Raw genomic sequence first — 25,447 nt, 5'->3', positions numbered from 1 at the left:
GCCAAAAGGGAAAGCGAAGGTAAGCCCGCTTCAGCGTGCCCTGACCCGGAGCATCCGCTCAAGGTCCTTGCTGACCCTGGCGAGCGATGCTGCCCGGAGTGCTTTCAGCTCGGCCGCCGACTGGACGCCCTTTGATTGCGGAGTTGCGTCTCCTTGGCCTGCGCTGTGCTCCTGCATCCTGGCAGGACCAATGCTGGAGGCGAAGGGATCGTGGAAGGGGTTGCCCGGCGTCATCATGCCGCCACGGTAGCGGGCCCTCGTTTCGCTGCCTTGAACTGCCGGTTTCGCGGGCGTTAAGCGGACCTGCGCCGGTTTGCGGGCCTGCGATAAAATTGGACTTTGGCTTCATCCAGCCGCAACCGCAGCGAAAGTAGCACCGTGTCCCAAGATGTCCTGACCCCCGCCCGGATCAATGAGATTCACAAGGAAGCGGGCCGCCGCAGGACCTTCGCCGTCATCTCCCACCCCGACGCCGGCAAGTCCACCCTCACGGAAGCCCTCGCCCTGCACGCCAAGGTGATCGGCACCGCCGGCGCCTCCAGCGGCAAGGCCAACCGCAAGGAAACGGTCTCGGACTGGATGCAAATGGAGAAGGACCGCGGCATCTCCATAAGCTCCGCTGCCCTGCAGTTCTCCTACCGGGACACGGTCATCAACCTCCTGGACACCCCCGGCCACGCCGACTTCTCCGAGGACACCTACCGCGTACTGGCCGCCGTCGACTGCGCCGTGATGCTGGTGGACGCCGCCAAGGGCCTGGAAACCCAGACCATGAAGCTTTTTGAGGTCTGCAAGCAGCGGAACCTGCCCATCATCACCGTCATCAACAAGTGGGACCGGCCGGGCCTGGACGCCCTGGCGCTGATGGACGAGATCACCGAGCGCACCGGCCTGCAGCCCATGCCGCTGACCTGGGCCGTGGGCATCTCCGGTGACTTCCGCGGTGTCTGGGACCTGCGCAACGACCGGTTCGCCCGGTTCCAGCGCAACAACGCCGGCGCCCAGATCGCCCTTACCGAGTACTTCACCCCGGAGGAAGCCGCCGAAAGCCAGGGCAGCAACTGGTCAGATGCCGTGGATGAGGCCGGCCTGGTGGTCGAGTCCAACCTCGAGTTCGACGTCGATGCCTTCCACGCCGGCAAGGCCACCCCCATCCTGTTCAGCTCCGCCGCGCTCAACTTCGGTGTCAAGGAGCTGCTGGACGCGCTGGTGGACTTCGCGCCGCCCGCGGCACCACGCCCCGACGTGGACGGCAGCCCGCGCCCCGTCGAATCCCCGTTCTCTGGCTTTGTGTTCAAGGTCCAGGCCGGTATGAACAAGGCCCACCGCGACCATGTGGCCTTCATCCGCGTCTGCTCCGGCGTCTTCGAACGCGGCATGGTGGTCACCCAGACCCGCACCGGCAAGTCCTTCGCCACCAAGTACGCCCAGCAGGTGTTCGGCCGCGAACGTGAAGTCATCGACGAGGCGTACCCCGGTGACGTGGTGGGACTGGTCAACGCCTCCTCGTTGCGCGTGGGAGACAGCCTCTTCCTCGAAGACTCCGTGGAATACCCGGCCATCCCGCTCTTCGCCCCGGAACACTTCCAGGTGGCCCGCTCCAAGGACCCCAGCAAGTTCAAGCAGTTCCGCCGCGGCATCGAACAGCTTGAGCACGAAGGCGTCATCCAGGTGCTCCGCTCCGACGTCCGCGGTGATCAGGCGCCGGTGCTCGCCGCCGTCGGCCCCATGCAGTTCGAGGTGGTGGAGGACCGGATGGCGCACGACTTCAGCGCCCCCATGCGGCTGGAGCGCCTGCCCTACTCGCTGGCCAGGATCTCGACGGCGGACGCCATGCCCGCGCTGGCCAACGTTCCGGGCGCGGAGGTGCTCCTGCGGTCCGACGGCGAATACCTCGCCCTGTTCAACGACGTCTGGGCCCTGCGCCGGATCGAAAAGAACCACCCGGACCTGACCCTGGTGCCCATCGGCACGCACAACCCCGCAAAGTAAGGGCACCAATGACGGAACCCACCACGGCCCAGCCGCGCGCCCTCGTTACCGGCGCCGGTACCATCAACCCGCTGGGCGCCTCCGTGGCGGAGACCTGGCAGGCGCTGCTCGCCGGGAAATCCGGCATCACCGCGCTGACCGGGGACTGGGCCGGGCAGCTGCCCGTCAAGATCGCCGGACAGGTGTCCGCGGACCTCTCCCAGCACCTCAGCACCCGGGAACTGAAGCGCATGGACCGGTGCGGCCAGCTGGCGCTCATCGCCGCCCGCGAAGCCTGGACCCAGGCAGGCGCCCCTGAGGTGGACCCGGAACGGTTCGCCGTGGTGATCGGCTCCGCGTACGGCGGGCTGGGTTCCACCATCGAGCAGGACCGGGTGCTGGCGGCATCCGGCCCCCGCAAGGTCTCCCCGCACACCCTGATCCGGCTGATGGTCAACGGCCCCGCCGCCTGGGTGTCCATCGACCTCGGAGCCCGCGGCGGCGCGCGTACTCCCGTGAGCGCCTGCGCCTCCGGGGCTGAGGCGATTGTCCAGGCAGCCGAGATGATCCGCTCCGGTGCTGCCGACGTCGTGATTGCCGGCGGCGTGGACGCCTCCATCAACGACCTCGTGATCAGCGGCTTTTCCCAGATCCGTGCGCTGTCCACGCGCCCGGGGGATCCGGCGGAAGCGTCACGGCCGTTCGACGGCGGCCGGGACGGCTTCGTGCTCTCCGAAGGGGCCGGGATGGTGGTGCTGGAGAGCGAAGGCCACGCCCGTGCCCGGGGCGCCGCAATCCTCGGCGAAGTTGCCGGGGGTGCTGTGACCTCCGACGCGAACGACATCGTGGCCGCGGACCCGGCCATGCAGCGCCGCGTCATGCAAAAGGCGCTGGCTTCGGCCGGGATGGAACCGGCGGACATTGGCTTCGTCCACGCCCACGCCACCTCCACCCCTGTGGGTGACCGGCTCGAGGGCCAGGCCATCAGCGCCATCTTCGGCACCGAGGTGCCCGTGACCTCCACCAAGGGGCACACCGGCCACCTGCTGGGCGGCGCCGGTGCCCTTGCCGCCGTCGTGGTTCTCGAAGCGCTCCGCACCGGGCACCTTCCAGGGACCCTGAACGTGGAGGCGCTGGACCCCGAGGTGGAACTGAACGTCGTCACCGACACCGCCCTTGCACTGGCTGCCGGCTCTCCCCGGGCCGGTCTGGTCAATGCGTTCGGCTTCGGCGGACACAGCGTGGCGCTGGTGATCGCGGGAAGCTAAGCCGCCTGCCGCCGTCGTAGGCCGTACCCGGGGGAGCCAACTGGACGCGGGGACGCTGGAACGGTGCGGGGACGCTGATTTGTTTCAGCGTTCCCGCACCGTTCCAGCGATTTGGACTGTGCTAAGCGTCAGGCGCGGGCGGGAACCGCTTCGGCTGCCTCCGCTGCCTTTGCTGAAGGGTTCGCAGAATCCACGACGGCGTCCCCTCCGCTGCGGCGCTCCTTCAGGAAGTAGACCAGGCCGGCGGCAATGGTGGACGCGGCGGCCAGCGCGAACAGGCCTGGGACCACGCTGCCGGTCTGCTCCTTGATGATGCCGAAGCCGAAGGGCGCCACGAAGCCGCCGAGGTTACCCAGCGAGTTGATGATGGCGATGGCCGGGGCCAGGACCAACGGGTGCAGTCCGGACTGCGGGATGGTCCAGAACAGGGGCGAGGCGCTCTTGAAGCCCATGGCGGCGACGGCCAGGAACACCAGCGCCAGAACCGGTGAGGCAATGGCGGCCGCGAAGGTGCCCACTGCCGCCACCAGCAGTGCCGCCACCAGGAGCGGCTTCTTGGACTTTGCCTTGTCCTGCATCTTGGCGGCGAAGTACATCGCGAACACGGCGCAGACCCAGGGTATGGAGGACAGGAAGCCCACAGCCAGGTCCGTGGTGCCGGGGATCTGCTTGATGATGCTGGGCAGCCAGAACGTGTTGGCGTAGATGGAGAGCTGCACGGAGAAGTAGATGCCGCACAGCAGCAGGATCTGCGGGTTCAGCAGCATCTTCCAGCGGTTTAGCTTGGCGCCGGCGCCGGCGCCAGCGCCGTCGCCTGTCTCGTCGCCTTCGGCGGGGGCGTGCTGGGCGTCCTCGTCACTGATGGCCTGCGTGAGCGCGGCCTTCTCGGCGGGGGAGAGCCACTTGGCATCCTTGATGCCGGCGTCCAGGACGAAGAACACGGCCATGCCCACCACGACGGACAGCGCGCCCTCGAAACCGAACAGCCACTGCCAGCCGCGGAGGCCAAGGACACCCTGCAGGCTCAGGAGGCCACCGGCAACGGGACCGGAGATCGCCGCGGCCACGGAGGAACCGGCGATGAAGATGGCGGTGGCCTTGCCGCGTTGCCCGGCAGGGACCCAGCGGGCGAAATAGAAGATGACAGCGGGGAAGAACCCGGCCTCCGCAGCGCCGAGCAGGAAACGGAGGACGTAAAACATGGTCTCGTTCTGCACGAAGGCCATCAGGAAGGAGACGATGCCCCAGCTGATCATGATCCTGGTCAGCCAGATCTTGGCGCCGTACTTCTCCATCATCACGTTGCTGGGAAGTTCGAAGATGGCGTAGGCGATGAAGAACAGGCCCGCGCCGAAGCCGTAGGCCGCGGCGCCGATGCCCACGTCGGCCTGCAAGTGGTCCTGCGCGTAGCCGATATTGGAGCGGTTGAGCTGGTTGCAGACCAGCATCACCAACATGATGGGCAGTACGCGCTTGAAGAACTTCTTCGTGGCCGAGGCCACGTCCGTGACGGCATTGTCCACAGACACCATTGAGTATTTCCTTCGGGATAGATCTGTCTGCCGGCTGTGGGGCTGGGGAATGTGGGGTGCGCCACAGCGACTCAATTACTTTAGGGGACAGGCATGGGGAGGGCCCCTTTTGTGTCCGGCGAGCAGAACAAAAGGGGCCCCAAATTTGTGGCAGCTGCGCTCCCGGTCCGGGGCTGCTGCCGCGGTCCTACCTGACCAGGCAGGGCCGCTTCGGATCGAAGGACCAGCCGTCGACGTAGTACTGCATGCCGATGCTGTCGTCACGGGCGTCCAGTCCGTGCTCCCGGTACAGCTGGTGCGCCCTGTCCAGCGCTTCGCGGTCCAGCTCGATGCCCAGCCCGGGTGCGGCCGGGACCTCGATGGCGCCGCCCTTGATCTGCAGCGGGCTTTTGGTCAGGCCTTGGCCGTCCTGCCAGATCCAGTGCGTGTCCAGGGCGGTGATTTCACCCGGCGCCGCGGCACCTGTGTGGGTGAACATGGCCAGCGAAATGTCGAAGTGGTTGTTGGAGTGCGAGCCCCAGGTGAGGCCGAACTCGTTGCACAGCTGCGCCACCCGGACCGAGCCGTGCATGGTCCAGAAGTGCGGGTCCGCCAGCGGGATATCCACGGCGTTGCTGCGGATGGCGTGGGACATCTCGCGCCAGTCCGTGGCGATCATGTTGGTGGCCGTCTTTAGGCCGGTGGCCCGGCGGAATTCCGCCATGACCTCGCGGCCGGAGAAGCGTCCCTCGGCGCCGCACGGATCCTCGGCGTATGCCACCACTCCCTGCATCCGCTTGCCGAGCCGGATGGCGTCGTCGAGGAGCCAGCCGCCGTTGGGATCGAGCGTGACCCGGGCGTCCGGGAAGCGCTTGGCCAGGGCCGTGACCACGTCCACCTCGTCGTCGCCGGACAGGACGCCGCCCTTGAGTTTGAAGTCGCTGAAGCCGTAACGTTCCTGGGCGGCTTCGGCCAGGGCTACCACTGCCTCCGGTGTCATGGCCTCCTGCCGGCGCAGCTTCTCCCAGCGGTCCGACGGCGATTCCTCCACCAGGTAGGGCAGGTCCGTCCGCTGGTGGTCGCCCACGAAGAAGAGGTATCCGAGCATGGGCACCGAGGTGCGCTGCTGCCCGTCGCCGAGCAGTTCCGCGACGGGGACGCCGAGGAACTGGCCGTGCAGGTCCAGCAGGGCCGATTCGACGGCTGTGACCGCGTGGACGGTGGTGCGCAGGTCGAAGGTCTGCAGGCCGCGGCCGCCGGCGTCGCGGTCCGCGAACTCCGCCGCAACGTCGCGCAGCAGCGAGCGGTACCGGGCCACCGGCTTGCCCTTGAGCAGTGCACCGGCCTCTTCGATGGTGGTGCGGATCTTTTCGCCGCCGGGCACCTCGCCCAGCCCGGTGCGCCCATCGGAGTCGGTCAGGATGACCACGTTGCGGGTGAAGAACGGGCCGTGGGCGCCGCTGAGGTTCATCAGCATGCTGTCGTGCCCCGCGACAGGTACTACCTCAACGCCGGCAATGGTGGGCTGGCCGCTCATGCGCCCACCTCAGCCTTCTCGGGTGCTGCCACGACGTCGCCGTCTATGCGGCGGTTGAGGTGCCAGGGGTTGGCGTCCTGCAGGGGTGCCGGCAGCAGTTCCTGGGGGATGTTCTGGTATGCGACCGGGCGGAGGAAGCGGTTGATGGCGAGGGTTCCCACCGAGGTGGTGCGGGCGTCGGAGGTGGCGGGGAAGGGGCCGCCGTGGACCATGGCGTGGCCAACTTCGACGCCGGTGGGCCAGCCGTTGACGATGATGCGGCCCACTTTCTGTTCGAGGACGGGGATCAGCGGCGCCGCCGTCGCGTAGTCAGCTTCGGTCAGGTGCAGGGACGCGGTGAGCTGGCCCTCGATCCGGGCGGCTGCCCGGAGCAGGTCTTCGGTGCCGGTGTAGCGGATCACCAGGGATGCTGCGCCGAAAATTTCCTGGTGCAGGACGTGGTTGGTGGTGAACTGGTCAACGCCGGTGCCGAAGATGGCCGGTGCGGGGGCGTTTTCGGTGGGCCCAGGGGTGCCCTGGCCGATGAGTTCGACGCCGTCCGCTGCGCCGAGCGCCTCGGTGCCGGTATTCCAGGACCCGGCGATGCCGGCGGTGAGCATGGTCTGCCCGGCGCTGGCTGCCACGGCGCGTCCGACGGCGGCAGCGAGTTTGTCGCCAGCCTCGCCTGCGGGGGCGAAAAGCAGGCCGGGGGAGGTGCAGAGCTGCCCGGAGCTGCCGGTGACGGCGGTGACGTAGGCGGACGCGAGGGCGTCGATGCTTTCGGGACTGCCGGCGAGGGCGCCGTCGAAGACGAAGACAGGGTTCAGGGACGACATTTCGGCGTAGACCGGGATGGGTTCCGGGCGCGCGGCAGCGGTCTTCATGAGGGCGATGCCGGCGGACTGCGATCCGGTGAACCCGACGGCCTTGATGGCGGGGTCTGCCACGAGGGCCTGGCCGATGCTGGAGCCCGGGCCGTAAATCAGCGAGAACACGCCGGGGTGCAGGCCGTTGTCCTGGACGGCTTTGCTGATGGCCTGGCCCACGAGTTCGCTGGTGCCGGGGTGGGCGTTGTGGGCCTTGAAGACCACGGGGCAGCCGGCGGCGAGGGCCGAGGCGGTGTCGCCGCCCGCCGTTGAAAACGCCAACGGGAAGTTGCTGGCGCCGAACACGGCCACCGGGCCCAGCGGGATCTGCCGCTGGCGGATGTCCGCGCGGGGCAGCGGGGCCCGGTCCGGGATGGCGGGGTCGATGCGGACGCCGCGGAAGTCGCCTTGGCGGACCACGGCGGCGAAGAGGCGCAGCTGGCCGGTGGTGCGGGCACGCTCGCCGGTGAGCCGGGCGGCGGGCAGGCCGGTTTCCTGGCCGGCACGGACCAGCAGTTCGTCGCCGATGGCTTCGATGTTGTCGGCGATGGACTCCAGGAAGGAGGCGTGGGTTTCCGGGTCCAAGGTGCTGAAGGAGGGGAAAGCTTCCCTCGCTGCCGTGGTGGCCGTGGCGAGCTGTTCTTCGGTGAGCAGCGTATAGGCGGGCTCGAGGGCCTCGTTGGTGGCGGGGTTGAAGCCGAAAGCGGTCTTGCCTTCGCCGGCAACCGTCCGGCCGGCGATGAGTGAATGTCCGGTGAGGGTCATGAATTGCTCCTGTGTCTTCGGTGACGGCTAGGAAACGGTGGCGATGAGGGCTTTAAGGTCCGCGAGGTCCTGCGGCGCCAGGTTCTGCAGCGGCGTGCGCACCGGTCCCGCGGAGCGGCCGATGGCGTCCAGGCCGCCCTTGACGATGGAGACAGAGTAGCCCTTCACGCGGTCGCGGATGTCCAGGTACGGGATGACGAAGTCGTTCAGCTTCTTGTTCACGGCGGCGCGGTCCTGGTTGCGGACGTCCTGGTAGAAGTCCAGGGCGAACTGCGGAACGAAGTTGTACATGGCACTGGAGTAGGTGCTCATGCCCAGCTGCAGCAGGGGCAGCGCGAAGGTTTCGGCGGTGGGAAGGCCACCGAGGTAGAAGAGCCGGTCGCCGAGCTTGGCGTAGACGCGGGCATCGTGCTCGAGGTCGCCCACACCGTCCTTGAATCCGATGAGGTTGTCGTGGCGGTCCGCCAGGGTGGCCACCGTGGTGTCTTTGTAGATGGCGTTCGCACGGTTGTAGATGATCACGCCGAGGGACGTGGCGCGGCAGACGGCGCTGACGTGCTCCACCAGGCCTGCCTGGTCGGCTTCGGTCAGATACGGCGGCAGGAGCAGGATGCCGTCGGCGCCGGCAGCTTCCGCGGCTTGGGCGTTTTCGATGGCCTGGGCGGTGGATCCGCCGGCGGAGGCCAGGACCGGAACGCGGCTGCCCACTTCATCGACGGCGGTGCGGACCACGCGCTCGGACTCCGCGGGTGTCAGGGAGAAGCCTTCGCCGGTGCCGCCGGCGGCGAAGAGGCCGGCCACGGGGAAGCTTGCCTGCCAGGACAGGTGCTTGCGGTAGTTCTCCTCATCGAACTGGAGGTTGGCGTCGAACGACGTCACGGGGAAGGACAGCAGGCCTTCCTTGAGAGTGTCCGCCAGTTCCTGGGGGGTGTACTTTGCCACGGTGTGGTCCTCCGGGTGTGTGCGCCGCGAAGGCGGCAGGCTGATGAGTCCCTCCCAGCGTAGGAGCGCGGCCGATGCCTGTCTAAGTGTATTTTTATATGTATTGATACCTTTGTTGCATCATCATGCCGCATGCGCCGGTGTGGCAATCGGGCTGGGAGGCCAGCCCCGGAGGATCACTCCATCGCGAATTCGAGATCGCGCAGCAGCCTGGCCAGAGCGGGGTTGGTGATCCTGCGGTTCCACAGGGCATGCAGTTCCACTTCCTCCCCGCGCCCGGCCTCGAGCGGCAGGAACTCCACGTCCTTGATGCCCAGCAGGGTGGCGGAGTGGGGGACGAAGGCAAGGCCTCGGCCGGCGGCCACCAGCGAAACCATGGTGAGGATCTGGCTGACTGTGTGCACCACGTTGGCGTGGCGGATGGGCAGCATCCGCACCACGAGATCGTAGAAATACCGGGCCTGGGTGGGGGAGTGCATGATCAGGGGCTCGTCCTTGAAGTCCTCGGCCGTAATGTCCCGTGCCAACAGCGTCAGAGGGTGGCCGGCCGGCACCGCTATCACCATGGACTCGCGGTAGAGCAGGTGTGAATCGAAGGTCTCACTGTCGAACGGCGGCCGGGCCAGCCCCAAGTCGAGTTCACCGGTGAGGAGGCCGCTGAGCTGCTCGCCAGTCACCAGTTCCTGCAGGTCGATGTCCACGTCCGGGATGATGGCCGCCAGTTCCCCCAGAAGGGGGCCCAGGATGCTGAAGCCGCTGGCTGCCGTAAACCCCACCCTCAGGACACCTGACCGTCCGGAGGCGATCCGCCGGGCCGTCACGGGGGCCCGCTCGGCAAGTGCCATCAGCCGCCGGGCCTCGTCCAGGAAGGCTTCGCCGGCCGAGGTCAGGGTGACTTTCCGGTTGTCCCGCTCCAGCAGCTCGGCCCCGACAATCTTTTCCAGCTTCTGGATCTGCCGGCTGAGCGGCGGCTGCGTCATGTTCAGCCGTTCGGCGGCGCGTCCGAAGTGGAGTTCCTCGGCCACGGCGATGAAGCCGGCCAGCTGGTCGAAAGTAAACATGATGCCTTCCGGGTATCAAATGATGCAGATATGGGCTTAGACAGGCATCATAACCGCTCCCTACACTCGACAAAGCGAACGGGGTGACCCGATTCACAGATTGTTCCGGGCCCCACCCGGAGACTTAATGAGGAGTTCCAATGAAGCACTTCCCCACCCGCCGCGCCATCCTCGGCACCGCGTCGGCTGTCACGCTGTTGGCCCTGACGGCATGCGGCGGCAACGTCGGCGGCGGCGCCGCGGCCGGCAACTCGTCCAAATACCCCAGCGGTCCGGTCACGCTCACCGTCGGCCAGGCGGCCGGTGGCAGCACCGACCTCATCGCCCGCGCCCTGGCTGAAGGGGCTACCAAGACACTCGGTTCGCCCATGCCGGTGGTCAACAAGCCCGGCGCCAACGGAGCCCTCGCCACCAAGGAAGTGGCAGGTAAGACCGCAGACGGCCAGGAGCTGGTGCTGCTCACCGCATCGCTGATCACCATCACCCCGCTGGCTGTCAGCGCCGATGAAGCCGTGAACATTGATGACCTGGACATCATTGCCGGGCTGTCACAGGACGACTACGTCCTCGTGGCCAGCCAGCAGTCAGGCTTCAAGAGCTTCGAGGATGTCACCAACGCCGGCCGCAACGTCACGTTCGGCACCACAGGTGTGGGCACCGGCAGCCAGCTGGCCCAGACTGTCCTGTTCAAGCAGGCCAGCGTGAAGGGCACCGACGTTCCCTTCGACAGCGGCAAGCCCGCACTGACGGCCGTCCTGGGCAACCAGGTGGAACTGGCCACCATCCAGCTCGGCGAGGCCATGCCGCAGATCGAAGCCGGAAAGGTCTCCCCGCTGCTCGTCTTCTCCGAAGAGCGCAACAGCTTCCTGCCCGATGTGCCGTCAGCCAAGGAAGCCGGCTACGACGTCCCCGTCGCCCAGTACCGTGCGGTGGCAGCGCCCAAGGGCACCCCGCAGGAGGTAAAGGACAAACTCCTGGCATCCTTCCAGGACACCTTCAAGACCGATGCCTACAAGGAGTTCAACAAGAAGAACCTGCTGACGCCCAAGGAGCTCAGCGGCGAGGAAGTGGTCACTGAGTGGAAGGGCTACGCCGAGAAGTACAAGGAGCTGGTGGAGAAGTACGACATCAGCCTCGGCGGAAACAAGTAAGAACCATGGAGACAACTCCAGCAGTATCCGCCGGGCGTGACGGCAGCACCGCCGTTACGCCCGGCGGGGACGCCCCCAACGAACTGCCCGAGGCGCTGACCCCGGAGCAGCTCGCCGCTCAATGGGAAGAGGAAAAACCTCCCGCTGCCGGGCCGCTGGCCAACGCTGCATCCTCACTGGTGGTGCTCGGTGTGGGCATCGGCGCCCTGGTCCTCTCGGTGGCCATGGGCCTGGGCACCTTGTCGGCCCCGCAGCCCGGACTGTGGCCCTTCATGGCCAGCTGCGTGATGGTGGCCCTCGGGCTCTTCCAGCTGATCCTGGGCCGGCACAACCGGGACGCCGAGAAATTCACCCGGATGTCCTTCGCCCCGCTGATTGGCCTGGCCACCCTCGCCACGATGGTTGCGCTGATGCCGCTGATCGGCTTCGAAATCCCCGCCCTGGTCCTGTGCGTCATCTGGATGAAGTTCCTGGGCGGCGAAACCTGGCGATCAACCATCCTGGTCAGTGTCCTGGTGGTGGTTGCGTTCTACGCGATCTTCATCCTGGCCCTGGGCACCTCCATTCCCCACCTCTTCTAGGAGACCACCGTGGATTTCCTTAATCCCGTGATTAACGGTTTCTCGGTCGTCCTGGAACCGATGAACCTCCTGTACTGCCTGGTCGGCGTCGTCATCGGCATGCTGATCGGCGTGCTCCCGGGCCTGGGACCGGCCGCCACCATCGCCATCCTGCTGCCCCTGACCTACGGCGTTGAGCCGGTGACGGCCATCATCATGCTCGCGGGCATCTTCTACGGGGCCCAGTACGGCGGCACCATCACGTCGGTGCTGCTGCGGCTCCCCGGCGAAGCATCATCCGTTGTCACCGTCTTTGACGGGTACCAGATGGCCCGGCAAGGCAAGGCCGGAACCGCTTTGGGCCTGGCTGCAATCGGTTCGTTCATCGGCGGCACGGCGGCCATCATTGGCCTGACCTTCCTGGCGCCCCTGGTGGCAGGCTTCGCCCTGGACTTCGGGCCCCCCGAGTATTCCGCGCTGGCCATGCTGGGCATCTTGCTCGTTGCAACCATCAGCGGCGGGTCCAAAGCCAAGGCGCTGATCGCCGCGTCGGTGGGCCTCCTGCTGGCCACCGTGGGCCGCGACATCTTCACCGGCGAGAGCCGCTTCACCTTCGGCAGCATCCAGCTGGCGGACGGCATCGACTTCGTGCCGATCGCCATGGGCATCTTCGGCCTCGGCGAGATCCTTTACAACCTGGAGGAGCGGCACCGCGCCGCCAAAGCGCCGTCGAAGGTCTCCAACGTCTGGCCCTCGAAGGCCGAACTGAAGCATGCCTCCGGCGCCATCGGCCGCGGCTCCGTGCTCGGGTTCTTCCTCGGCATCCTTCCCGGCGGCGGTGCCACCATCGCCTCCATGGCCTCGTACGCCATGGAAAAGAAGCGCGCCAAGCAGCCCGAACGCTTCGGCAAGGGTGCGCCCGAGGGCGTGGCCGGCCCCGAAACGGCGAACAACGCGGCAGCAACGTCGTCATTCATTCCGCTGCTGACCCTGGGCATCCCCGCCAACGCCACCATGGCCCTGATGTTCGGCGCGCTGCTGATCCAGGGCGTCACCCCGGGCCCGCAGCTCGTGGAGCAGGAGCCGGAGCTGTTCTGGGGCGTGGTGAACTCGATGTACATCGGCAACATCCTGCTCCTGATCATGAGCCTGCCCCTGGTGGGAATCTTCGTGCGGATCCTGCGCGTCCGCGCCGCCATCCTCGCCCCGATCACCGCGCTGATCACGCTGCTGGGTGCCTACACCATCAACAACAGCATGTTCGATGTGACGCTCGTGGTGGTCTTCGGGGTGGTGGGCTACCTGATGAAGAAGTTCGGCTTCGAACCCGGCCCGCTGGTCCTGGCCTTCGTCCTGGGCGAGCTGCTGGAAAGCTCCCTCCGCCGTTCGCTCCTGGTGTTTGACGGCGACCCCACCGGGTTCTTCACCCGGCCCATCTCTGCCACCCTGCTGGCGGTCTTCGTCCTGGTGGCACTGATGCCGGGCATCCGCAGCGCAATGGCCAAGCGCAAGGGCACGACGGCGGCATCCGCCTCCGCCGGTGACGGCACCAACAACGACGGCGCCAACAACATCAAGGAGAAGGTATGAGCATCATCGTCGGGTTCGTCCCCACCCCTGCCGGGGAGGCTGCCCTCACCGCAGGCATCGCGGAGGCGCAGCTGCGGAACCAGGAACTGTTCATCGTCAACTCGGCCCGCCAGGGTGCGCTGGTGGACAAATCGGTCGCCACCGAGGACGTGCTGGCGGAGGCGGCTGCCCGGGCTACGGCCGCGGGCATCAAGGCAACTGTCATCCAGCCGCCGTACCAGCACGACCTCGCGGACGAATTCCTCGACGTTGCGCGTGAGGTGGATGCCTCGCTCATCGTCATCGGACTGCGGCACCGCACCCAGGTGGGCAAGTTCATCCTGGGCAGCCACGCGCAGCAGATCCTGATGCAGGCCGACCGTCCCGTGCTGGCCGTCAAGGCCGACGGCGGAAACTTCTAGCAGGAACGGGACCCGGAATGTACCAGCGCAGCCCGCTTCGCAGGATCGCCGCCAGGCGCGGGCCCGCCCGCGTGGCCACCCCGGCCCAAGTCCCCGACTGGTCCAGGCTGGGCCGGGGAGACGACGTAGAGGTGCTGGCGGCACGGGGAACCGCCATGTCCGGGACGATCGACATGATCGCAGCGGACCGCAGCGTGTTCTGGATGATCCGCCGCGACGGCGGCGGCCGGACCATGGTCTGCTCAGGTGATGACGTCAGCGTTGCAATGGTCGCCCGGGCAAAGGCGGCACGGCCGCCGCAGCACGAAGCAGCTGAGGCGGGATGCCCCTGACGGTTCTGGCCGCGCCAGTTTCCGGCCCAGAAGCCGGTGGTCCTTTCACGGACCACCGGCTTTTCGCATGCTGCCATCATTCGGCAGCGCCGAGCTCCTTCAGCAGCGCGTCCAGCACGGGAATCTGGCCTTTGACGAGTTTGTCCCGTGCGGCCGGCACCGGAAACCATCGGGCGTCGTCGATCTCGGGAAAGTGCTGGATACGTCCGGACCCCTTGGGCCATTCGAGCGGAAACGTGTTGCTGACGATACTTTCGGGCTGAAAATCCTGTTCCGCCGTGAACACGGTAATGACCTTGCCGCTGGACTGCCGGAACTCACCCAGCAGCCTGTACTCGGCGGCGGGAGCGGCTACACCCATCTCCTCGGCAAATTCCCGCAGGGCCGCTTCGAGCGGGACCTCGCCGTCACCGTACTCACCCTTGGGAATGGACCAGGCATGGGAGTCCTTCCGTGCCCAGAACGGTCCGCCCATGTGGGCGATCCACACGTGGAGCCCCGGATTTGAGCCGGTGCTGTCCGTGTCCTGCCGGTACAGCAGGAGTCCCGCGCTACGAACCGGCATCTGCCCTCCAAGGTCGAATCAAAAGTGGAAAACTGCCGTCCGGCGTTAACCCGCAGTTCACGGCACTGCTTTAGGTTATTCCTTCAGGCACTCTGCTCGAAGGGACCAACATGGCCAACATCGCTGAGGTTATGGGACGGCTCACGCCGGAAGAACTTGATGAGCTTCACCGCCTGGGGCCGCAGGGCCACCTGCCCCGCCATCTCCAGGACGCCCTGGACCGTGCGGCGGGCGGGCCTGGCTCCGGCAGGGGCTACTACGTGCCTACGGGAAACGTCAGCTCCACCGGCGGCCCCCTTTTGGTGCTGCGAAGCGATGTCTCCAGCTGGCTGTTCAGCTCCCATCGGGACGATCCCGACCAGCTTCCGCAGCACCCCTGACGGGGACACAGCTCCGGCCAGCTGACCCGGGACTTCCGGCGGCTGGGCGCCGCACCACCCCTCAGCCGGCGGGCGTTCAGCCGATCAGCAGGCTCAGCGCCTCGGTCAGGTGCTCCACCTCGCGAACCGAGAAACCGGCAGGAACCGGCCCGGGCCCTGTATGGCTGGCAGGGACCACCGCATGGGTGAACCCCAGCCGGTGGGCTTCCTGGATCCGCTGGTTGATGCCGGGCACCGGCCGGACCTCACCGGCCAGGCCCACCTCGCCGAAGGCGATGAGCCGGACCGGCAGCGGCTTGCGGGCCTTGGCCGAGGCCACGGCCAGGGCGACGGCCAGGTCCGTAGCGGGCTCGCTGAGCTTCACGCCGCCCACCGTTGCCACGTAGGAATCATCCTTGTGCAGTTGCGTTCCGGCGCGCTGCTGCAGCACCGCCAGGAGCATGGACACCCGGGAGCTGTCCAGGCCGCTGGTGGCCCGCCGCGGCTGGGAGTTGGGGCTTTCGGCCAGCAGCGACTGCACCTCGGCCAGCAGCGGACGGCGCCCCTCCATGGTCACGGTGATGCAGGTGCCGGAGACGGGATCCTTGGTGCGGCTGACGAACAGCCCGCTGGGATCGGTGAGCCCTTCAATACCGTTCTCGTTCAGGTCGAAACAGCCGACGTCGTCCGTGGGCCCGTAGCGGTTCTTGACGGCCCGGAGCAGCCGCAGCCGGGAGTGCCGCTCGCCCTCGAACTGGCAGACGACGTCGACCAGGTGCTCCAGCAAGCGGGGCCCGGCGATGGACCCGTCCTTGGTCACGTGGCCCACCAGGAGGGTGGTCATGTTGCGCCGCTTGGCCGCGGCGATGATGGAGGCCGCCACCTCCCGGACCTGGGACACGCCACCGGCGCTGCCGTCCACATCGGCGCTGCTGAGCGTCTGGACGGAGTCCACGATCAGGAGCCGCGGTTCAATTTTCTCAACCTGGCCCAGCGCCTGGCCGAGATCCGTTTCCGCGGACAGGTACAGGGATTCGGCGACGGCGTCGATACGTTCCGCACGGAGCTTCACCTGCGCGGCGGATTCCTCTCCGGTCACGTACAGGACATCCTGTGCCGTCCGGGCGAACTTCGCGGCCACGTCCAGCAGCAGGGTGGATTTCCCGACGCCGGGTTCGCCGGCCAGCAGGATGACGGCACCCGGGACCAGGCCGCCGCCCAGCACGCGGTCCAGCTCGGCCACGCCCGTGGGCAGGAAAGCCGCCGTGGTGGCGTCCACCTCGGCAATCCGCCGTGCAGGCTCCGCAACGGTGGTGGCCGCGGTGGTACGTGCAACGGCCGTGCCCGTTTCCTCAACGGTGCCCCACGCCTGGCACTCGCCGCAGCGCCCCACCCACTTGACGGTGGTCCAGCCGCATTCGGCGCATTTGTACGCGGGCGCCTTGGAAGCCCGGGAAGTCTTTGTTGCCATGCTTCCAACCCTACTGGCGGGCACCGACATCGGCCTTCCACCCCCGCCGGCCTGCGGGCGGCAGAGCTACAGCGCCGGCAGCACGTCCCGGGCCTCCTGGGCATCCATGCCGGTGGCTTCGAGCAGGTCCACCATCAGCGGCCGGAACAGCATCACCACTGTTTCGCCCTCCAACCGCTGCACCTCGAGCAGCTTCGGGTGCAGCCGCAGGGCGATCTCGCTGAGGTCGTTCCGTGCCGTGCGCAGGTGGGCGCGCCGGACGCCGTCGTGCGTTTCCGCGAGGCCCAGCGACAATTCCTCAATCGCGCCAGCGGTCTCCTGCAGCACTTCGGCGATGTTCTCGGTGGCGTCGTCGGAGAGTGCCGCATGGTTGATTGCGCTGGTGAGCCGCCGCGCGAACACGCGACTGTTGCGCAAAGCCAGGTCGATGAAATCGAGGGATTCCTTGAGCCGGTCCAGTTCGTCCCGGTGCCGCCGGTAGGCGGGTGCCAGGCGGGCCACCTCATTGGAGGCCCGCAGCGAGTGCCGCATCCCGTCCACCAGCGGCTGGCAGTTCCGGCCGCGGACCAGGGCGTGCCACGCCTTGGTGGAGTCGCTGTGCGCCAATGCCTCCGCGCACTCGCGCAGCACCTCTGCCAGTTCATGGAGCAGGTTCTGGACGTCCTTGCGCGGCTCCCGTCGGGGATCCTTCGGCATCAGGATGGTCACCATCAGGGCGCACAATCCGCCCACCACGGCGTCAATACTGCGGGTGAACGGCCCGCCGGACGGCGCCGGGAGCAGCACCACCAGCAGCGATTGCAGAGCCAGTTGGGTGGTGAAGATATTGCCGCTGTCCAGGAAACGGGCCAGCAGGATGGAGAAAAGGAGCACGACGGCGGCCTGCCAGATTCCGCTGCCCAGCCAGTGCAGGAGCAGGTCGCCCACCGCGATGCCGATGGTGCAGCCCAGGCCCACCTCCAGCACCCGGCGCAGCCGCGGCTCCCGCGAGAACCCCAGCGCAATCAGCGACGATGTGGCGGCGAACAGCGGCCCGGAGTGGCCCAGCACATATTCGGCAAACGCGTAGGCACCCACCGCGCAGACCGTCATCTGGATGGCCGGAACCAGGGAATTGCGGCTCCGGATCATCCCGGTGCGGAAGCGGCCGTGCAGGAAGTGCCGGCTTGCTGAAAGTCCTGCTGCGGGGGCCATGGCGTCAAGTCTATTTGCTGCCCGGGCCGGTTCCGGCGCGCGCAGCTGCACTACGGCGGCGAATGTGATCTGCGCAATGGTGACCCGGCAAGTGTTAACCAAAGTCCCGCCGTCGTTAAGGTCCCGTTCACTTTGGGCAGCCCATCCCGTTACCTGCGGCCCATAACTTCATTGAAGGTACAGAACGTACGCATCGCGCAGCAGGGTTCTCCGTCCCTGCCCGCACTGAATATCCCTGGAAGGGGTACACCTAGTGAAGGCACTCCGCTTCGGCCGCCACGCGGCTATCGCTGTTATCGCAGCCGGCGCACTCGCGCTTACCGCCTGCGGTTCAGACAACGCCACGGGCACCACGCCTGCCGGCAACCAGACTTCCTCCGGCCCCAAGGTCACGGGCACCCTCACCGGCATCGGCGCCTCCTCCACCGGCGCAGCCATGGACGCGTGGAAGGCAGGCTTCGCCTCCGCCAACCAGGGCGCCACCGTGCAGTACTCCCCGGACGGTTCCGGCGCGGGACGCAAGGCCATCATCGACGGCTCGGCCCAGTTTGCCGGCTCCGACGCATACCTCAAGGATGAGGAGCTCGAAAGCTCCAAGACCGTATGCGGCCCCGACGGCGCCATCAACATCCCGGTGTACATCTCGCCCATCGCCGTTGCGTTCAATATCCCCAACGTCACCGAGCTGAAGCTGGACGCCACCACGGTTGCCAAGATCTTCCGCGGCCAGATCACCAATTGGAACGATCCCGCCATCGCCGCCCTGAACGAGGGCGTCAGCCTGCCGGACCTGAAGGTCACCCCGGTGAACCGCTCTGACGACTCCGGCACCACCACGAACTTCACCGACTACCTGGCCTCCGCTGCCCCCGAGGTCTGGACTGACAAGTCCTCCGGCGTCTGGCCCGCCAGCCTCCAGGGCGAGAACGCCAAGGGCACTTCCGGTGTGGTCAAGACCGTTACCGACACTCCCGGCGCCGTGACCTACGCTGACGACTCCGCTGTGGGCGGCAAGCTCGGCACCGCCTCCATCAAGGTGGGCGAGGAGTTCGTCAAGATCTCCGCCGACGCCGCCGCCAAGGCTGTTGAAGCCGGCAAGCCCGTTGATGGCCGCTCCGCCAACGACGTTTCCATCAAGCTGGACCGCAAGACCACCGCCGCCGGCGCCTACCCGGTGGTTCTGGTTTCCTACCATGTGGTCTGCAGCGCCTACGACAAGCAGGAGACCGTTGACCTGGTCAAGGCCTTCGAGAACTACGTAGTCTCCGACGCAGGCCAGCAGGCCGCCGCCGACTCCGCGAAGTCCGCCCCGCTGTCCTCCTCCCTCGCGGAGAAGGCCCAGAAGGCCATTGACTCCATCAAGGTCAAGTCCTAGCAGCCGCACCAAAACCGGGTTCCCCGCCTGCCGAGAGGCAGGCGGGGAACTTCGGCTTGGACGCAGCAATCTTTTTCGTGCCAGTTAACGATCGAAGGGCCGTCGAATGACCGCCACCTCCCTGACCAGCACCCAGGGCGCCGGCCGCACCGGGGACAAAATCTTCTCGGGCGCCGCGCTCGCCGCCGGCTGCCTCATCCTTGCCGTCCTGTTCGGCGTCGCGCTCTTCCTGGTGGTCCAGGCCATCCCGGCGCTCACCGCACCGGCCGCCGAAATCCAGGGCGGGGCAGGCTTCTTCGCCTACATCTGGCCCATCGTGATCGGCACGCTGATCGCGGCCGTCATCGCGCTGGTGATCGCCACGCCCATCGCCATCGGCGTTGCACTGTTCATCTCGCACTTCGCCCCGCGCGGCCTGGCCGCCGGCCTGGGTTACGTGGTTGACCTGCTGGCCGCCATCCCGTCAGTGGTCTACGGTGCCTGGGGCGCAACATTCCTGGCCCGGGAGATCTCCCCGGCCTACAACTGGCTGGCGGACAACATGGGCTGGCTGCCCATCTTCCAGGGACCCGCCTCCGCCACCGGCAAGACCATCCTGACGGCGGGCATCGTCCTGTCCGTGATGGTGCTGCCCATCATCACCTCGCTGTCCCGGGAAATCTTCCTGCAGACCCCCAAACTGCATGAGGAAGCCGCCCTGGCCCTCGGCGCCACCCGCTGGGAAATGATCAAGATGTCGGTCCTGCCCTTTGCCCGGCCCGGCATCATCAGCGCCGTCATGCTCGGCCTTGGACGTGCGCTCGGCGAAACCATGGCCGTGGCCCTGGTGCTGTCCTCCGGCGCGCTGACCGCCAGCCTGATCCAGTCCGGCAACCAGACCATCGCCGCAGAGATCGCCCTGAACTTCCCGGAGGCCAGCGGCCTGAAGGTGAGCACGCTGATTGCCGCAGGCCTGGTCCTGTTCGTCATCACCCTGGCCGTCAACATGATTGCGCGCTGGATCATCACCCGGCACAAAGAATTCTCGGGAGCCAACTAAATGACCTCCACGCTTACCCCGGGGCGCAGCAAGCGCTCTGCACTGACCAAGGGCCAGCTGCCCAAGTACGCCCCGTACATTGTCCTGGCCGCCGCCCTGATCGTGGGCGCCGCCATCCTGGCGCTCATCGGCTTCAACGCCTTCGGGTGGGGCCTCGTCTCGGCGCTGCTGTTCGCCGTCGGACTCGTATCCTGGAGCGCCGCCGTGGAAGGGTCCCGCAAGGCCAAGGACCGGCTGGCCACCTGCCTGGTGGTGGGCTCCTTCCTCGTGGCGCTGCTTCCGCTCGTCTCCGTGATCTGGACCGTGCTGGTCAACGGCGTGCCCGGGCTCCTGAACCCCGGCTTCCTCAGCAGTTCCATGAACGGGGTCACCGGCGTCTACGACAACCGGGCCGTTGAAGAGGGTGCCCCCGTCCTGGGCGGCATCTACCACGCGCTCCTGGGCACCGTGCAGATCACCCTCCTGGCCACCGTCATTTCCGTGCCGGTGGGCCTGCTGACCGCCATCTACCTCGTGGAGTACGGCAACGACGGCCGCCTGGCCCGGGCCATCACCTTCTTCGTGGACGTCATGACCGGCATCCCGTCCATCGTGGCCGGTCTCTTCGCAGCTGCCTTCTTCTTCGCAGTGGTGGGCCCGGGAACCAAGACCGGTGCAGTGGCCGCCGTCGCGCTGTCCGTCCTCATGATTCCGGTGGTGGTCCGCTCCAGCGAGGAAATGCTGAAGATCGTCCCCAACGAACTCCGCGAGGCCGCCTACGCCCTGGGTGTGCGGAAGTGGCGCACCATCCTCAAGGTGGTCATCCCGACGGCGATCTCCGGCATCGCGTCCGGTGTCACCCTGGCCATCGCCCGGGTGATCGGCGAAACAGCGCCCATCCTGGTCACCGCAGGCTTTGCCACCAGCATCAACTCCAACGTCTTCGGCGGCTGGATGGCCTCGCTGCCCACCTTTATCTACACCCAGATCCTCAACCCCACCTCGCCCGCCAATCCGGACCCGTCGTCCGAGCGGGCCTGGGGCGCGGCGCTGGTGCTGATCATCCTGGTGATGATCCTCAACCTCGCGGCACGGCTGATCGCCAGCATCTTCGCCCCCAAAGCGGGCCGCTGAGCCGCAGCCCCTTCCGGTCCCGCGGGCCGGATGCCAGACTTCAATTCATCCCCAGTTAGTGAAGGAACACCATGTCTAAGCGCATCGACGTCAAGGACCTGAACGTTTACTACGGCGACTTCCTCGCCGTGGAAGACGTCAGCATCAACATCGAGGCCAAGTCCGTCACCGCGTTCATCGGCCCGTCCGGTTGCGGCAAGTCCACGTTCCTGCGGACCCTGAACCGCATGCACGAGGTAATCCCCGGCGCCCGCGTGGAGGGCGAGGTCCTCCTCGACGGAGACAACCTGTACGGCAACGGAGTGGACCCCGTAACGGTCCGCTCACAGATCGGCATGGTGTTCCAGCGCCCCAACCCGTTCCCCACCATGTCCATCCGGGACAACGTGCTGGCCGGCGTGAAGCTGAACAACAAGAAGATCTCCAAGGGCGAAGCCGATGTCCTGGTGGAACGCTCACTGAAGGGCGCCAACCTGTGGAACGAGGTCAAGGACCGCCTGGACAAGCCCGGCTCCGGCCTCTCCGGCGGACAGCAGCAGCGCCTCTGCATCGCCCGTGCCATCGCAGTGGAGCCGCAGGTCATCCTCATGGACGAGCCCTGCTCCGCCCTGGATCCCATTTCCACGCTGGCCATTGAGGACCTCATCAACGAGCTCAAGGACCAGTACACCGTGGTGATCGTGACCCACAACATGCAGCAGGCCGCGCGCGTCTCTGACAAGACCGCGTTCTTCAACATCGCCGGTACCGGCAAGCCCGGCAAGCTGATCGAGTTTGGCGACACCCACACCATCTTCAGCAACCCCGTGGAGAAGGCCACCGAGGATTACGTCTCCGGCCGCTTCGGGTAAATTCGGCAGCCTCGGAAAAGGGGGGACCGCAGGCGCTGCTTCCCCAGGCCCGCCTACTCGGGGACTTCCAGCTGGAAACCGCACCGGCACCGCAGGACCCTGGTGGGAAGGCAGACGGCGTTGAACCCGCCTCCCGCCATGCGGTTCCGGTAGCCCAGCCGTTCGATCTCGAACCCGGCTTCGTCCATGGGGTAGCCGCAGTGGACGTAGTCATCGCCGAACATGATCACCTGCGTCATGGAGCGCACCTGGTGGAGGGCAGCGGCCACGTCCGTGGCGTAGGCCAGATGCTCCTGGAACTGCCTGCATTCATCGCAGGTGTAGGACACCGTCACCAGGTCCCCGCCGCCGGGGTCCAGGGCCGTGATCGCGTGGATAGTCACGTGGTTTTCCGTGCCGCAGGTCGCGCAGCCGAGCTGCCGTGGCTGGGGCAGCGGGCGCCGGGGATTGGAAGTAGACATGATGCCTGCTCTTTTCCGCGATGTGCATCCATGCCGCCGGTTGCAGCAGCGGCGCTAATCCGGCGGTTGCACGGGGCGCCGGACGCATCCCCGGCACCCAGCCCTGGGGGACGTCTTTCGAATGTACGTCACCGGCGCGGGGACTGTACAGGAAAATGGGGCGCTCAGCCTGCCGCGGACAGGGCCAGCGCCAGCACGAAGGCGAGTGCCGCCGTCGCCACCGGGGTGAGGATCCAGAGCCCCACGATGCGGATCACCAGCTTCCGGTTGGTGACGGAGAAGTGCTGGTTCTCGCCGGCTCCCAGGACCGCCGCGGTGACGGTGTGGGTGGTGGACAGGGGCCAGTGCAGTGCCAGTGCCCCCACAAACAGCATGAGGGCGCTGTAGATCTGGGCCACTGAACCGCGCAGTGGATCCACCCGGGTGAGCTTGTAGCCGATGGTGTGGGATATCCGCCAGCCGCCAAACAGGGTTCCGGCGGTAATCATCACCGCAGACAGGAGGACAACCCACACGGGGATGCTCCCGCCGTCGGAATATCCTGCCGCGAGCAGGGCGAGCAACAGCACGGCGCTGACCCGCTGGCCGTCCTGCAGGCCGTGGCCGAATGCCACCGCGCCGGCGGCGATGGCCTGGCTGCGGCGGAAGCGCTGGTTCACCACACTCGGCTGGGTATGGCGGGCGGCCCACGTGGCCGGATACACCAGCAGGAACGCGCCGCTGTACGCCACCAAGGGGGAGAGCAGCAGTGGCAGGACCACCTGCAGGAGGAGCGACTGGTCTGCCCCGCCCACCCCGGTTCCGCCGACCGCGAGGCTGGCCAACCCGGCTCCGGTCAGGCCGCCCACCAGGGTGTGCGTCGACGGGACGGGTATGCCCCGCCACCACATCAGCAGGCCCCAGGCGCAGGCGCTGAGAAGGCCGGAAACGAGGATGGTCAGGCCGTCGGTGCCGGAGGGCAGGCTGATCCATGTCTGGCTGACGGCAACGGCCAGGGTGGCGCTCAGGAGCGCGCCCACAAAGTTGAAGAAGGCGGCCAGCAGGACCGCCACGCTGGGCGTGAGTGCCCGGTTGCGGACGGGCAGGGCCGTGGAGAGTGAGACGTCCCGGAAGCCGTTGAGGAAGGCAAACGCGGCGGTGAGGAGCACCACCGCGCCGAAAAAGACTGCCGTCACCTCACGATTCCTTGACGATGATGCTGCCCACCTGCGTGGCGATGCGCCGCATGTCCTTGGTGACCTCCACCAGCTGGTTGGCCACGTCCCGGTTGCGGGAGTACTGGGCCCATTTCATGTCCGAGATCATGTCCGCCACCCACACCCGGTGCGTGCGCTCGGCCCGTTTGGTGAGGCGGAGGATCTCGATCCAGTAGTCCTCGAGGTCGTCCAGGTTGTTCAGCCGGCGCATGGCGTCCACGGTCAGTTCCGCCTGCCTGCTGATGATCTCCAGCTGGTCCGCGGCGCGCTTGGGAAGCCGTTCGAGCTTGTACAGCGCAACCAGTTCGGCCGCGGCGTCCATCTTTTCCATGGCTTCGTTGAGGTAGCGGGACAGGGTGTACATGTCCTCGCGGGGGAGCGGGTTCACGAAGCTGGTCCGCATGTGGGTCAGCAGGGCATAGTGCAGCTCGGAGGATTTTGCGTCATGGTTGTGCATGTCCTCCACGAGCTTGGCGTGGTCCGCGGCCGAGACTCCGAGGATTTCCGCCAGGGTGCCGCTGGCCAGGACAATCTGCTGCGCCATCTGGGAGAGGAGTTTCAGCCCGGCGGGCTCCTGGGGAAATAGACGCAACTGCTTCACGTGGTTACCGGTCTCCGGGAAAAGTTCAAGGCGGGGGATTGCCGCCGTGTGACTTGACCCGGGCGCGCAACTGACGCTAACTCTACCGGCCCGTCGCTGCGGGCCTGAAATGGGCGGACGGTAAAACGGGCAGAAAAATGGTGCCGAACCGGATACGCCTCTCGGCGGTAGGCCGCTCTAGGCGGCTGAGTGTTGAAGCCCGGGGGTTTCGCGGTTCGGCACCGATTTCAGTCTTCTACGATGCTTCGCCCAAGTCAATCTTGACAGTTGGCGGTGCTTGGGCAGAGGGATTCAGTCGAGTTCACCCAGGCGCCACGCGTTGGCGGCGTGCTCCAGGTCCTCAGCGGTCTTTACCAGCTGGTGCGAGTTGCGGGTCAGCCGGCTGGCATGGGCCTCGTTGGCGTGCTCGGCGCCGTCGGCGAGCGTCACCTGGCCGAGCGCCACCACGCGGCAGAAAGCCGCGGAACGTTCCAGCGCGACGTCGAACTCGCCGTCGAACGCGCCCGAGAGGACGGCGTCCGCCATGGTCCGCATTTCATCCGCCCCCGGCGGCTCTGCGACGCCGGCAACCACGTTGGACACCTGCGCGGTGTCTTTGCCTGCCCGGAAGTAGACGGAGATGCGCTCGGGGTCCTGGACGGTGGCGGCACGCAGGGCGTAGAGCCGCCAGAGTGCGCCCGGCAGCGAGCGGGCCGGGCTTTCGGCCCACATCTCCGCAATGGCTTCCAGGCCCTGTTCGTCCGCGAGCCGCACCAGGCGCTCGGTGATGACGGGATCGTCGCTGTCGCGGCCATGCCGCACCAGGGCCTGCGCGGCGAGGTGCGCGGCCTCGGACACCCGGGCGGGGTCGGCGCCGCCGGCGAAGGGCTCGAAGTCGATGGGGGCGAAAGGCTTGGGCTTGTGGTGCCGGTTCGCGCCGCCGTATGGCTTGGATCCTGCTTGCTCGCTCATGCCCCCACGCTACTCCTGTGCCGTGCCTGAATCGAGCATGCGGAGCAGGCGCAGGACCGGGCAGGAAAGCGGGTGCCGGTTCCGACGTGGAACGCCCGACGGCGGCGTCCGGACTGCGTGCGGAGGCGCCGGAACCATGGGTTAGAGTATTAACGTCCAGAAATGGATGGGCCGGGATGGCGAACGTGGCAGACTGCAGCGTTGACCAGCCGGCTGGGGCCTTTAGCTCAGTTGGTAGAGCATCGGACTTTTAATCCGTGGGTCGTGGGTTCGAGCCCCACAGGGCCCACCCATTCAGCGGGCCGGAAGCGTGGAGCTTCCGGCCCGTTTTTGTTTG

The 25,447-nt window shown here is 67.0% G+C and carries 25 protein-coding genes and 1 tRNA gene; 13 read left to right on the top strand and 13 right to left on the bottom strand.

Going from position 1 to position 25,447, the window contains the following annotated elements; all coding sequences use genetic code 11:
* Positions 1-30: 30 nt before the first annotated feature.
* On the bottom strand, positions 31-237 hold the full coding sequence (locus QE394_RS08040; RefSeq protein ID WP_056082873.1) for a hypothetical protein: 207 nt from the start codon (positions 235-237) through the stop codon (positions 31-33).
* A 141-nt stretch (positions 238-378) separates the two neighbouring features.
* Between QE394_RS08040 and QE394_RS08035 the strand changes: the two genes are divergently transcribed.
* Both QE394_RS08035 and QE394_RS08030 read left to right on the top strand, forming a co-directional pair.
* Positions 379-1,992 carry a peptide chain release factor 3 gene (locus tag QE394_RS08035; RefSeq protein WP_091717466.1) on the top strand — a complete coding sequence of 538 codons (1,614 nt, stop codon included), beginning with the start codon at positions 379-381 and terminating at the stop codon, positions 1,990-1,992.
* Positions 1,993-2,000: 8 nt separating this feature from the next.
* On the top strand, positions 2,001-3,239 hold the full coding sequence (locus QE394_RS08030) for a beta-ketoacyl-[acyl-carrier-protein] synthase family protein (RefSeq protein ID WP_349034237.1): 1,239 nt from the start codon (positions 2,001-2,003) through the stop codon (positions 3,237-3,239).
* Between the two features lie 128 nt (positions 3,240-3,367).
* Here QE394_RS08030 and QE394_RS08025 read toward each other — a convergent pair whose 3' ends face one another.
* The 5 genes from QE394_RS08025 to QE394_RS08005 form a co-directional block, all read right to left on the bottom strand.
* Positions 3,368-4,771 (bottom strand): MFS transporter, encoded by a 1,404-nt coding sequence (locus QE394_RS08025; RefSeq protein WP_349034236.1) that lies wholly within the window; start codon positions 4,769-4,771, stop codon positions 3,368-3,370.
* Between the two features lie 187 nt (positions 4,772-4,958).
* Positions 4,959-6,287, bottom strand: coding sequence for an enolase C-terminal domain-like protein (locus tag QE394_RS08020; RefSeq protein ID WP_056082865.1), 1,329 nt, complete (start codon positions 6,285-6,287; stop codon positions 4,959-4,961).
* Complete coding sequence (locus QE394_RS08015) at positions 6,284-7,897, bottom strand: aldehyde dehydrogenase (NADP(+)) (RefSeq protein WP_349034235.1); 1,614 nt, start codon at positions 7,895-7,897, stop codon at positions 6,284-6,286. The genes QE394_RS08020 and QE394_RS08015 overlap by 4 nt, the downstream gene beginning before the upstream one ends.
* Positions 7,898-7,924: 27 nt before the next feature.
* A complete protein-coding gene (gene kdgD / locus QE394_RS08010) occupies positions 7,925-8,839 on the bottom strand; it encodes a 5-dehydro-4-deoxyglucarate dehydratase (protein ID WP_056082860.1) in 915 nt (304 codons plus the stop codon).
* Positions 8,840-9,015: 176 nt separating this feature from the next.
* Positions 9,016-9,900 (bottom strand): LysR substrate-binding domain-containing protein, encoded by an 885-nt coding sequence (locus tag QE394_RS08005; RefSeq protein ID WP_261618563.1) that lies wholly within the window; start codon positions 9,898-9,900, stop codon positions 9,016-9,018.
* Positions 9,901-10,040: 140 nt separating this feature from the next.
* Between QE394_RS08005 and QE394_RS08000 the strand changes: the two genes are divergently transcribed.
* The 5 genes from QE394_RS08000 to QE394_RS07980 are packed head-to-tail and all read left to right on the top strand — an operon-like array spanning position 10,041 to position 13,934.
* On the top strand, positions 10,041-11,051 hold the full coding sequence (locus QE394_RS08000) for a tripartite tricarboxylate transporter substrate binding protein (RefSeq protein ID WP_056082855.1): 1,011 nt from the start codon (positions 10,041-10,043) through the stop codon (positions 11,049-11,051).
* A gap of 5 nt (positions 11,052-11,056) precedes the next feature.
* Positions 11,057-11,632 (top strand): tripartite tricarboxylate transporter TctB family protein, encoded by a 576-nt coding sequence (locus tag QE394_RS07995; protein WP_056082852.1) that lies wholly within the window; start codon positions 11,057-11,059, stop codon positions 11,630-11,632.
* Between the two features lie 9 nt (positions 11,633-11,641).
* Positions 11,642-13,201 carry a tripartite tricarboxylate transporter permease gene (locus QE394_RS07990; protein WP_056082850.1) on the top strand — a complete coding sequence of 520 codons (1,560 nt, stop codon included), beginning with the start codon at positions 11,642-11,644 and terminating at the stop codon, positions 13,199-13,201.
* Positions 13,198-13,602: a universal stress protein gene (locus QE394_RS07985; RefSeq protein WP_349034234.1), complete on the top strand. Its 405-nt coding sequence runs from the start codon at positions 13,198-13,200 to the stop codon at positions 13,600-13,602. Before QE394_RS07990 ends, QE394_RS07985 begins: the two co-directional genes overlap by 4 nt.
* A gap of 17 nt (positions 13,603-13,619) precedes the next feature.
* Positions 13,620-13,934: a hypothetical protein gene (locus tag QE394_RS07980; protein ID WP_349034233.1), complete on the top strand. Its 315-nt coding sequence runs from the start codon at positions 13,620-13,622 to the stop codon at positions 13,932-13,934.
* Positions 13,935-14,010: 76 nt separating this feature from the next.
* Here QE394_RS07980 and QE394_RS07975 read toward each other — a convergent pair whose 3' ends face one another.
* Positions 14,011-14,499, bottom strand: coding sequence for an NUDIX domain-containing protein (locus QE394_RS07975; RefSeq protein ID WP_056082844.1), 489 nt, complete (start codon positions 14,497-14,499; stop codon positions 14,011-14,013).
* Positions 14,500-14,609: 110 nt separating this feature from the next.
* Here QE394_RS07975 and QE394_RS07970 point away from each other — a divergent pair, with 110 nt between their 5' ends.
* Complete coding sequence (locus QE394_RS07970; protein ID WP_015935585.1) at positions 14,610-14,879, top strand: hypothetical protein; 270 nt, start codon at positions 14,610-14,612, stop codon at positions 14,877-14,879.
* Positions 14,880-14,955: 76 nt separating this feature from the next.
* Here QE394_RS07970 and radA read toward each other — a convergent pair whose 3' ends face one another.
* Positions 14,956-16,329 carry a DNA repair protein RadA gene (gene radA, locus QE394_RS07965; RefSeq protein ID WP_056082842.1) on the bottom strand — a complete coding sequence of 458 codons (1,374 nt, stop codon included), beginning with the start codon at positions 16,327-16,329 and terminating at the stop codon, positions 14,956-14,958.
* Between the two features lie 66 nt (positions 16,330-16,395).
* The gene (locus QE394_RS07960) at positions 16,396-17,523 is read right to left on the bottom strand and encodes an FUSC family protein (RefSeq protein WP_349034232.1); all 1,128 of its coding nucleotides are present in this window, start codon (positions 17,521-17,523) and stop codon (positions 16,396-16,398) included.
* Positions 17,524-17,776: 253 nt separating this feature from the next.
* Between QE394_RS07960 and pstS the strand changes: the two genes are divergently transcribed.
* From pstS to pstB, 4 genes are all read left to right on the top strand, one after another.
* Positions 17,777-18,898, top strand: coding sequence for a phosphate ABC transporter substrate-binding protein PstS (gene pstS / locus QE394_RS07955; protein ID WP_261618567.1), 1,122 nt, complete (start codon positions 17,777-17,779; stop codon positions 18,896-18,898).
* 106 nt (positions 18,899-19,004) lie between these two features.
* Positions 19,005-19,937, top strand: coding sequence for a phosphate ABC transporter permease subunit PstC (gene pstC, locus QE394_RS07950; protein WP_056082832.1), 933 nt, complete (start codon positions 19,005-19,007; stop codon positions 19,935-19,937).
* The gene (gene pstA / locus QE394_RS07945) at positions 19,938-21,050 is read left to right on the top strand and encodes a phosphate ABC transporter permease PstA (protein WP_349034231.1); all 1,113 of its coding nucleotides are present in this window, start codon (positions 19,938-19,940) and stop codon (positions 21,048-21,050) included.
* Between the two features lie 71 nt (positions 21,051-21,121).
* Positions 21,122-21,901 carry a phosphate ABC transporter ATP-binding protein PstB gene (gene pstB / locus QE394_RS07940; RefSeq protein ID WP_015935591.1) on the top strand — a complete coding sequence of 260 codons (780 nt, stop codon included), beginning with the start codon at positions 21,122-21,124 and terminating at the stop codon, positions 21,899-21,901.
* 53 nt (positions 21,902-21,954) lie between these two features.
* On the opposite strand, the gene QE394_RS07935 is transcribed toward pstB, so the two are convergent.
* The 4 genes from QE394_RS07935 to QE394_RS07920 all read right to left on the bottom strand — a co-directional run bounded on the left by QE394_RS07935 (position 21,955) and on the right by QE394_RS07920 (position 25,110).
* Entirely contained in the window at positions 21,955-22,284 is a 330-nt protein-coding gene (locus tag QE394_RS07935; RefSeq protein WP_349034230.1) for a hypothetical protein, read from the bottom strand.
* Positions 22,285-22,526: 242 nt separating this feature from the next.
* The gene (locus QE394_RS07930; protein WP_349034229.1) at positions 22,527-23,537 is read right to left on the bottom strand and encodes an inorganic phosphate transporter; all 1,011 of its coding nucleotides are present in this window, start codon (positions 23,535-23,537) and stop codon (positions 22,527-22,529) included.
* 1 nt (position 23,538) lies between these two features.
* A complete protein-coding gene (locus QE394_RS07925; RefSeq protein ID WP_045731943.1) occupies positions 23,539-24,102 on the bottom strand; it encodes a hypothetical protein in 564 nt (187 codons plus the stop codon).
* A gap of 348 nt (positions 24,103-24,450) precedes the next feature.
* Positions 24,451-25,110: a hypothetical protein gene (locus tag QE394_RS07920; RefSeq protein ID WP_056082820.1), complete on the bottom strand. Its 660-nt coding sequence runs from the start codon at positions 25,108-25,110 to the stop codon at positions 24,451-24,453.
* A gap of 216 nt (positions 25,111-25,326) precedes the next feature.
* Between QE394_RS07920 and QE394_RS07915 the strand changes: the two genes are divergently transcribed.
* Positions 25,327-25,399: transfer RNA gene (locus QE394_RS07915), tRNA-Lys, on the top strand.
* The last annotated feature ends 48 nt before the right edge of the window (positions 25,400-25,447 follow it).

It is taken from the genome of Pseudarthrobacter sp. SORGH_AS 212 (genome assembly GCF_030818145.1).
In the GTDB taxonomy this organism is placed as follows: Bacteria; Actinomycetota; Actinomycetes; order Actinomycetales; family Micrococcaceae; genus Arthrobacter.
Note: the sequence above shows the minus strand (reverse complement) of the source record. Positions and strands in the feature narration are given on the sequence as shown.

Bases quoted from the DNA above. Each gene is read 5' to 3' on its own strand.
- QE394_RS07925 (WP_045731943.1), bottom strand. From the start codon at position 24,102: ATGGCGCAGCAGATTGTCCTGGCCAGCGGCACCCTGGCGGAAATCCTC.
- radA (WP_056082842.1), bottom strand. From the start codon at position 16,329: ATGGCAACAAAGACTTCCCGGGCTTCCAAGGCGCCCGCGTACAAATGC.
- QE394_RS07970 (WP_015935585.1), top strand. From the start codon at position 14,610: ATGGCCAACATCGCTGAGGTTATGGGACGGCTCACGCCGGAAGAACTT.
- QE394_RS07985 (WP_349034234.1), top strand. From the start codon at position 13,198: ATGAGCATCATCGTCGGGTTCGTCCCCACCCCTGCCGGGGAGGCTGCC.
- QE394_RS08040 (WP_056082873.1), bottom strand. From the start codon at position 237: ATGATGACGCCGGGCAACCCCTTCCACGATCCCTTCGCCTCCAGCATT.
- pstA (WP_349034231.1), top strand. From the start codon at position 19,938: ATGACCTCCACGCTTACCCCGGGGCGCAGCAAGCGCTCTGCACTGACC.
- QE394_RS07975 (WP_056082844.1), bottom strand. From the start codon at position 14,499: ATGCCGGTTCGTAGCGCGGGACTCCTGCTGTACCGGCAGGACACGGAC.
- QE394_RS07920 (WP_056082820.1), bottom strand. From the start codon at position 25,110: ATGAGCGAGCAAGCAGGATCCAAGCCATACGGCGGCGCGAACCGGCAC.
- QE394_RS07980 (WP_349034233.1), top strand. From the start codon at position 13,620: ATGTACCAGCGCAGCCCGCTTCGCAGGATCGCCGCCAGGCGCGGGCCC.
- pstC (WP_056082832.1), top strand. From the start codon at position 19,005: ATGACCGCCACCTCCCTGACCAGCACCCAGGGCGCCGGCCGCACCGGG.
- QE394_RS07995 (WP_056082852.1), top strand. From the start codon at position 11,057: ATGGAGACAACTCCAGCAGTATCCGCCGGGCGTGACGGCAGCACCGCC.
- QE394_RS08005 (WP_261618563.1), bottom strand. From the start codon at position 9,900: ATGTTTACTTTCGACCAGCTGGCCGGCTTCATCGCCGTGGCCGAGGAA.
- QE394_RS08000 (WP_056082855.1), top strand. From the start codon at position 10,041: ATGAAGCACTTCCCCACCCGCCGCGCCATCCTCGGCACCGCGTCGGCT.
- pstB (WP_015935591.1), top strand. From the start codon at position 21,122: ATGTCTAAGCGCATCGACGTCAAGGACCTGAACGTTTACTACGGCGAC.
- QE394_RS08030 (WP_349034237.1), top strand. From the start codon at position 2,001: ATGACGGAACCCACCACGGCCCAGCCGCGCGCCCTCGTTACCGGCGCC.
- QE394_RS07960 (WP_349034232.1), bottom strand. From the start codon at position 17,523: ATGGCCCCCGCAGCAGGACTTTCAGCAAGCCGGCACTTCCTGCACGGC.
- QE394_RS08025 (WP_349034236.1), bottom strand. From the start codon at position 4,771: ATGGTGTCTGTGGACAATGCCGTCACGGACGTGGCCTCGGCCACGAAG.
- QE394_RS08020 (WP_056082865.1), bottom strand. From the start codon at position 6,287: ATGAGCGGCCAGCCCACCATTGCCGGCGTTGAGGTAGTACCTGTCGCG.
- QE394_RS08015 (WP_349034235.1), bottom strand. From the start codon at position 7,897: ATGACCCTCACCGGACATTCACTCATCGCCGGCCGGACGGTTGCCGGC.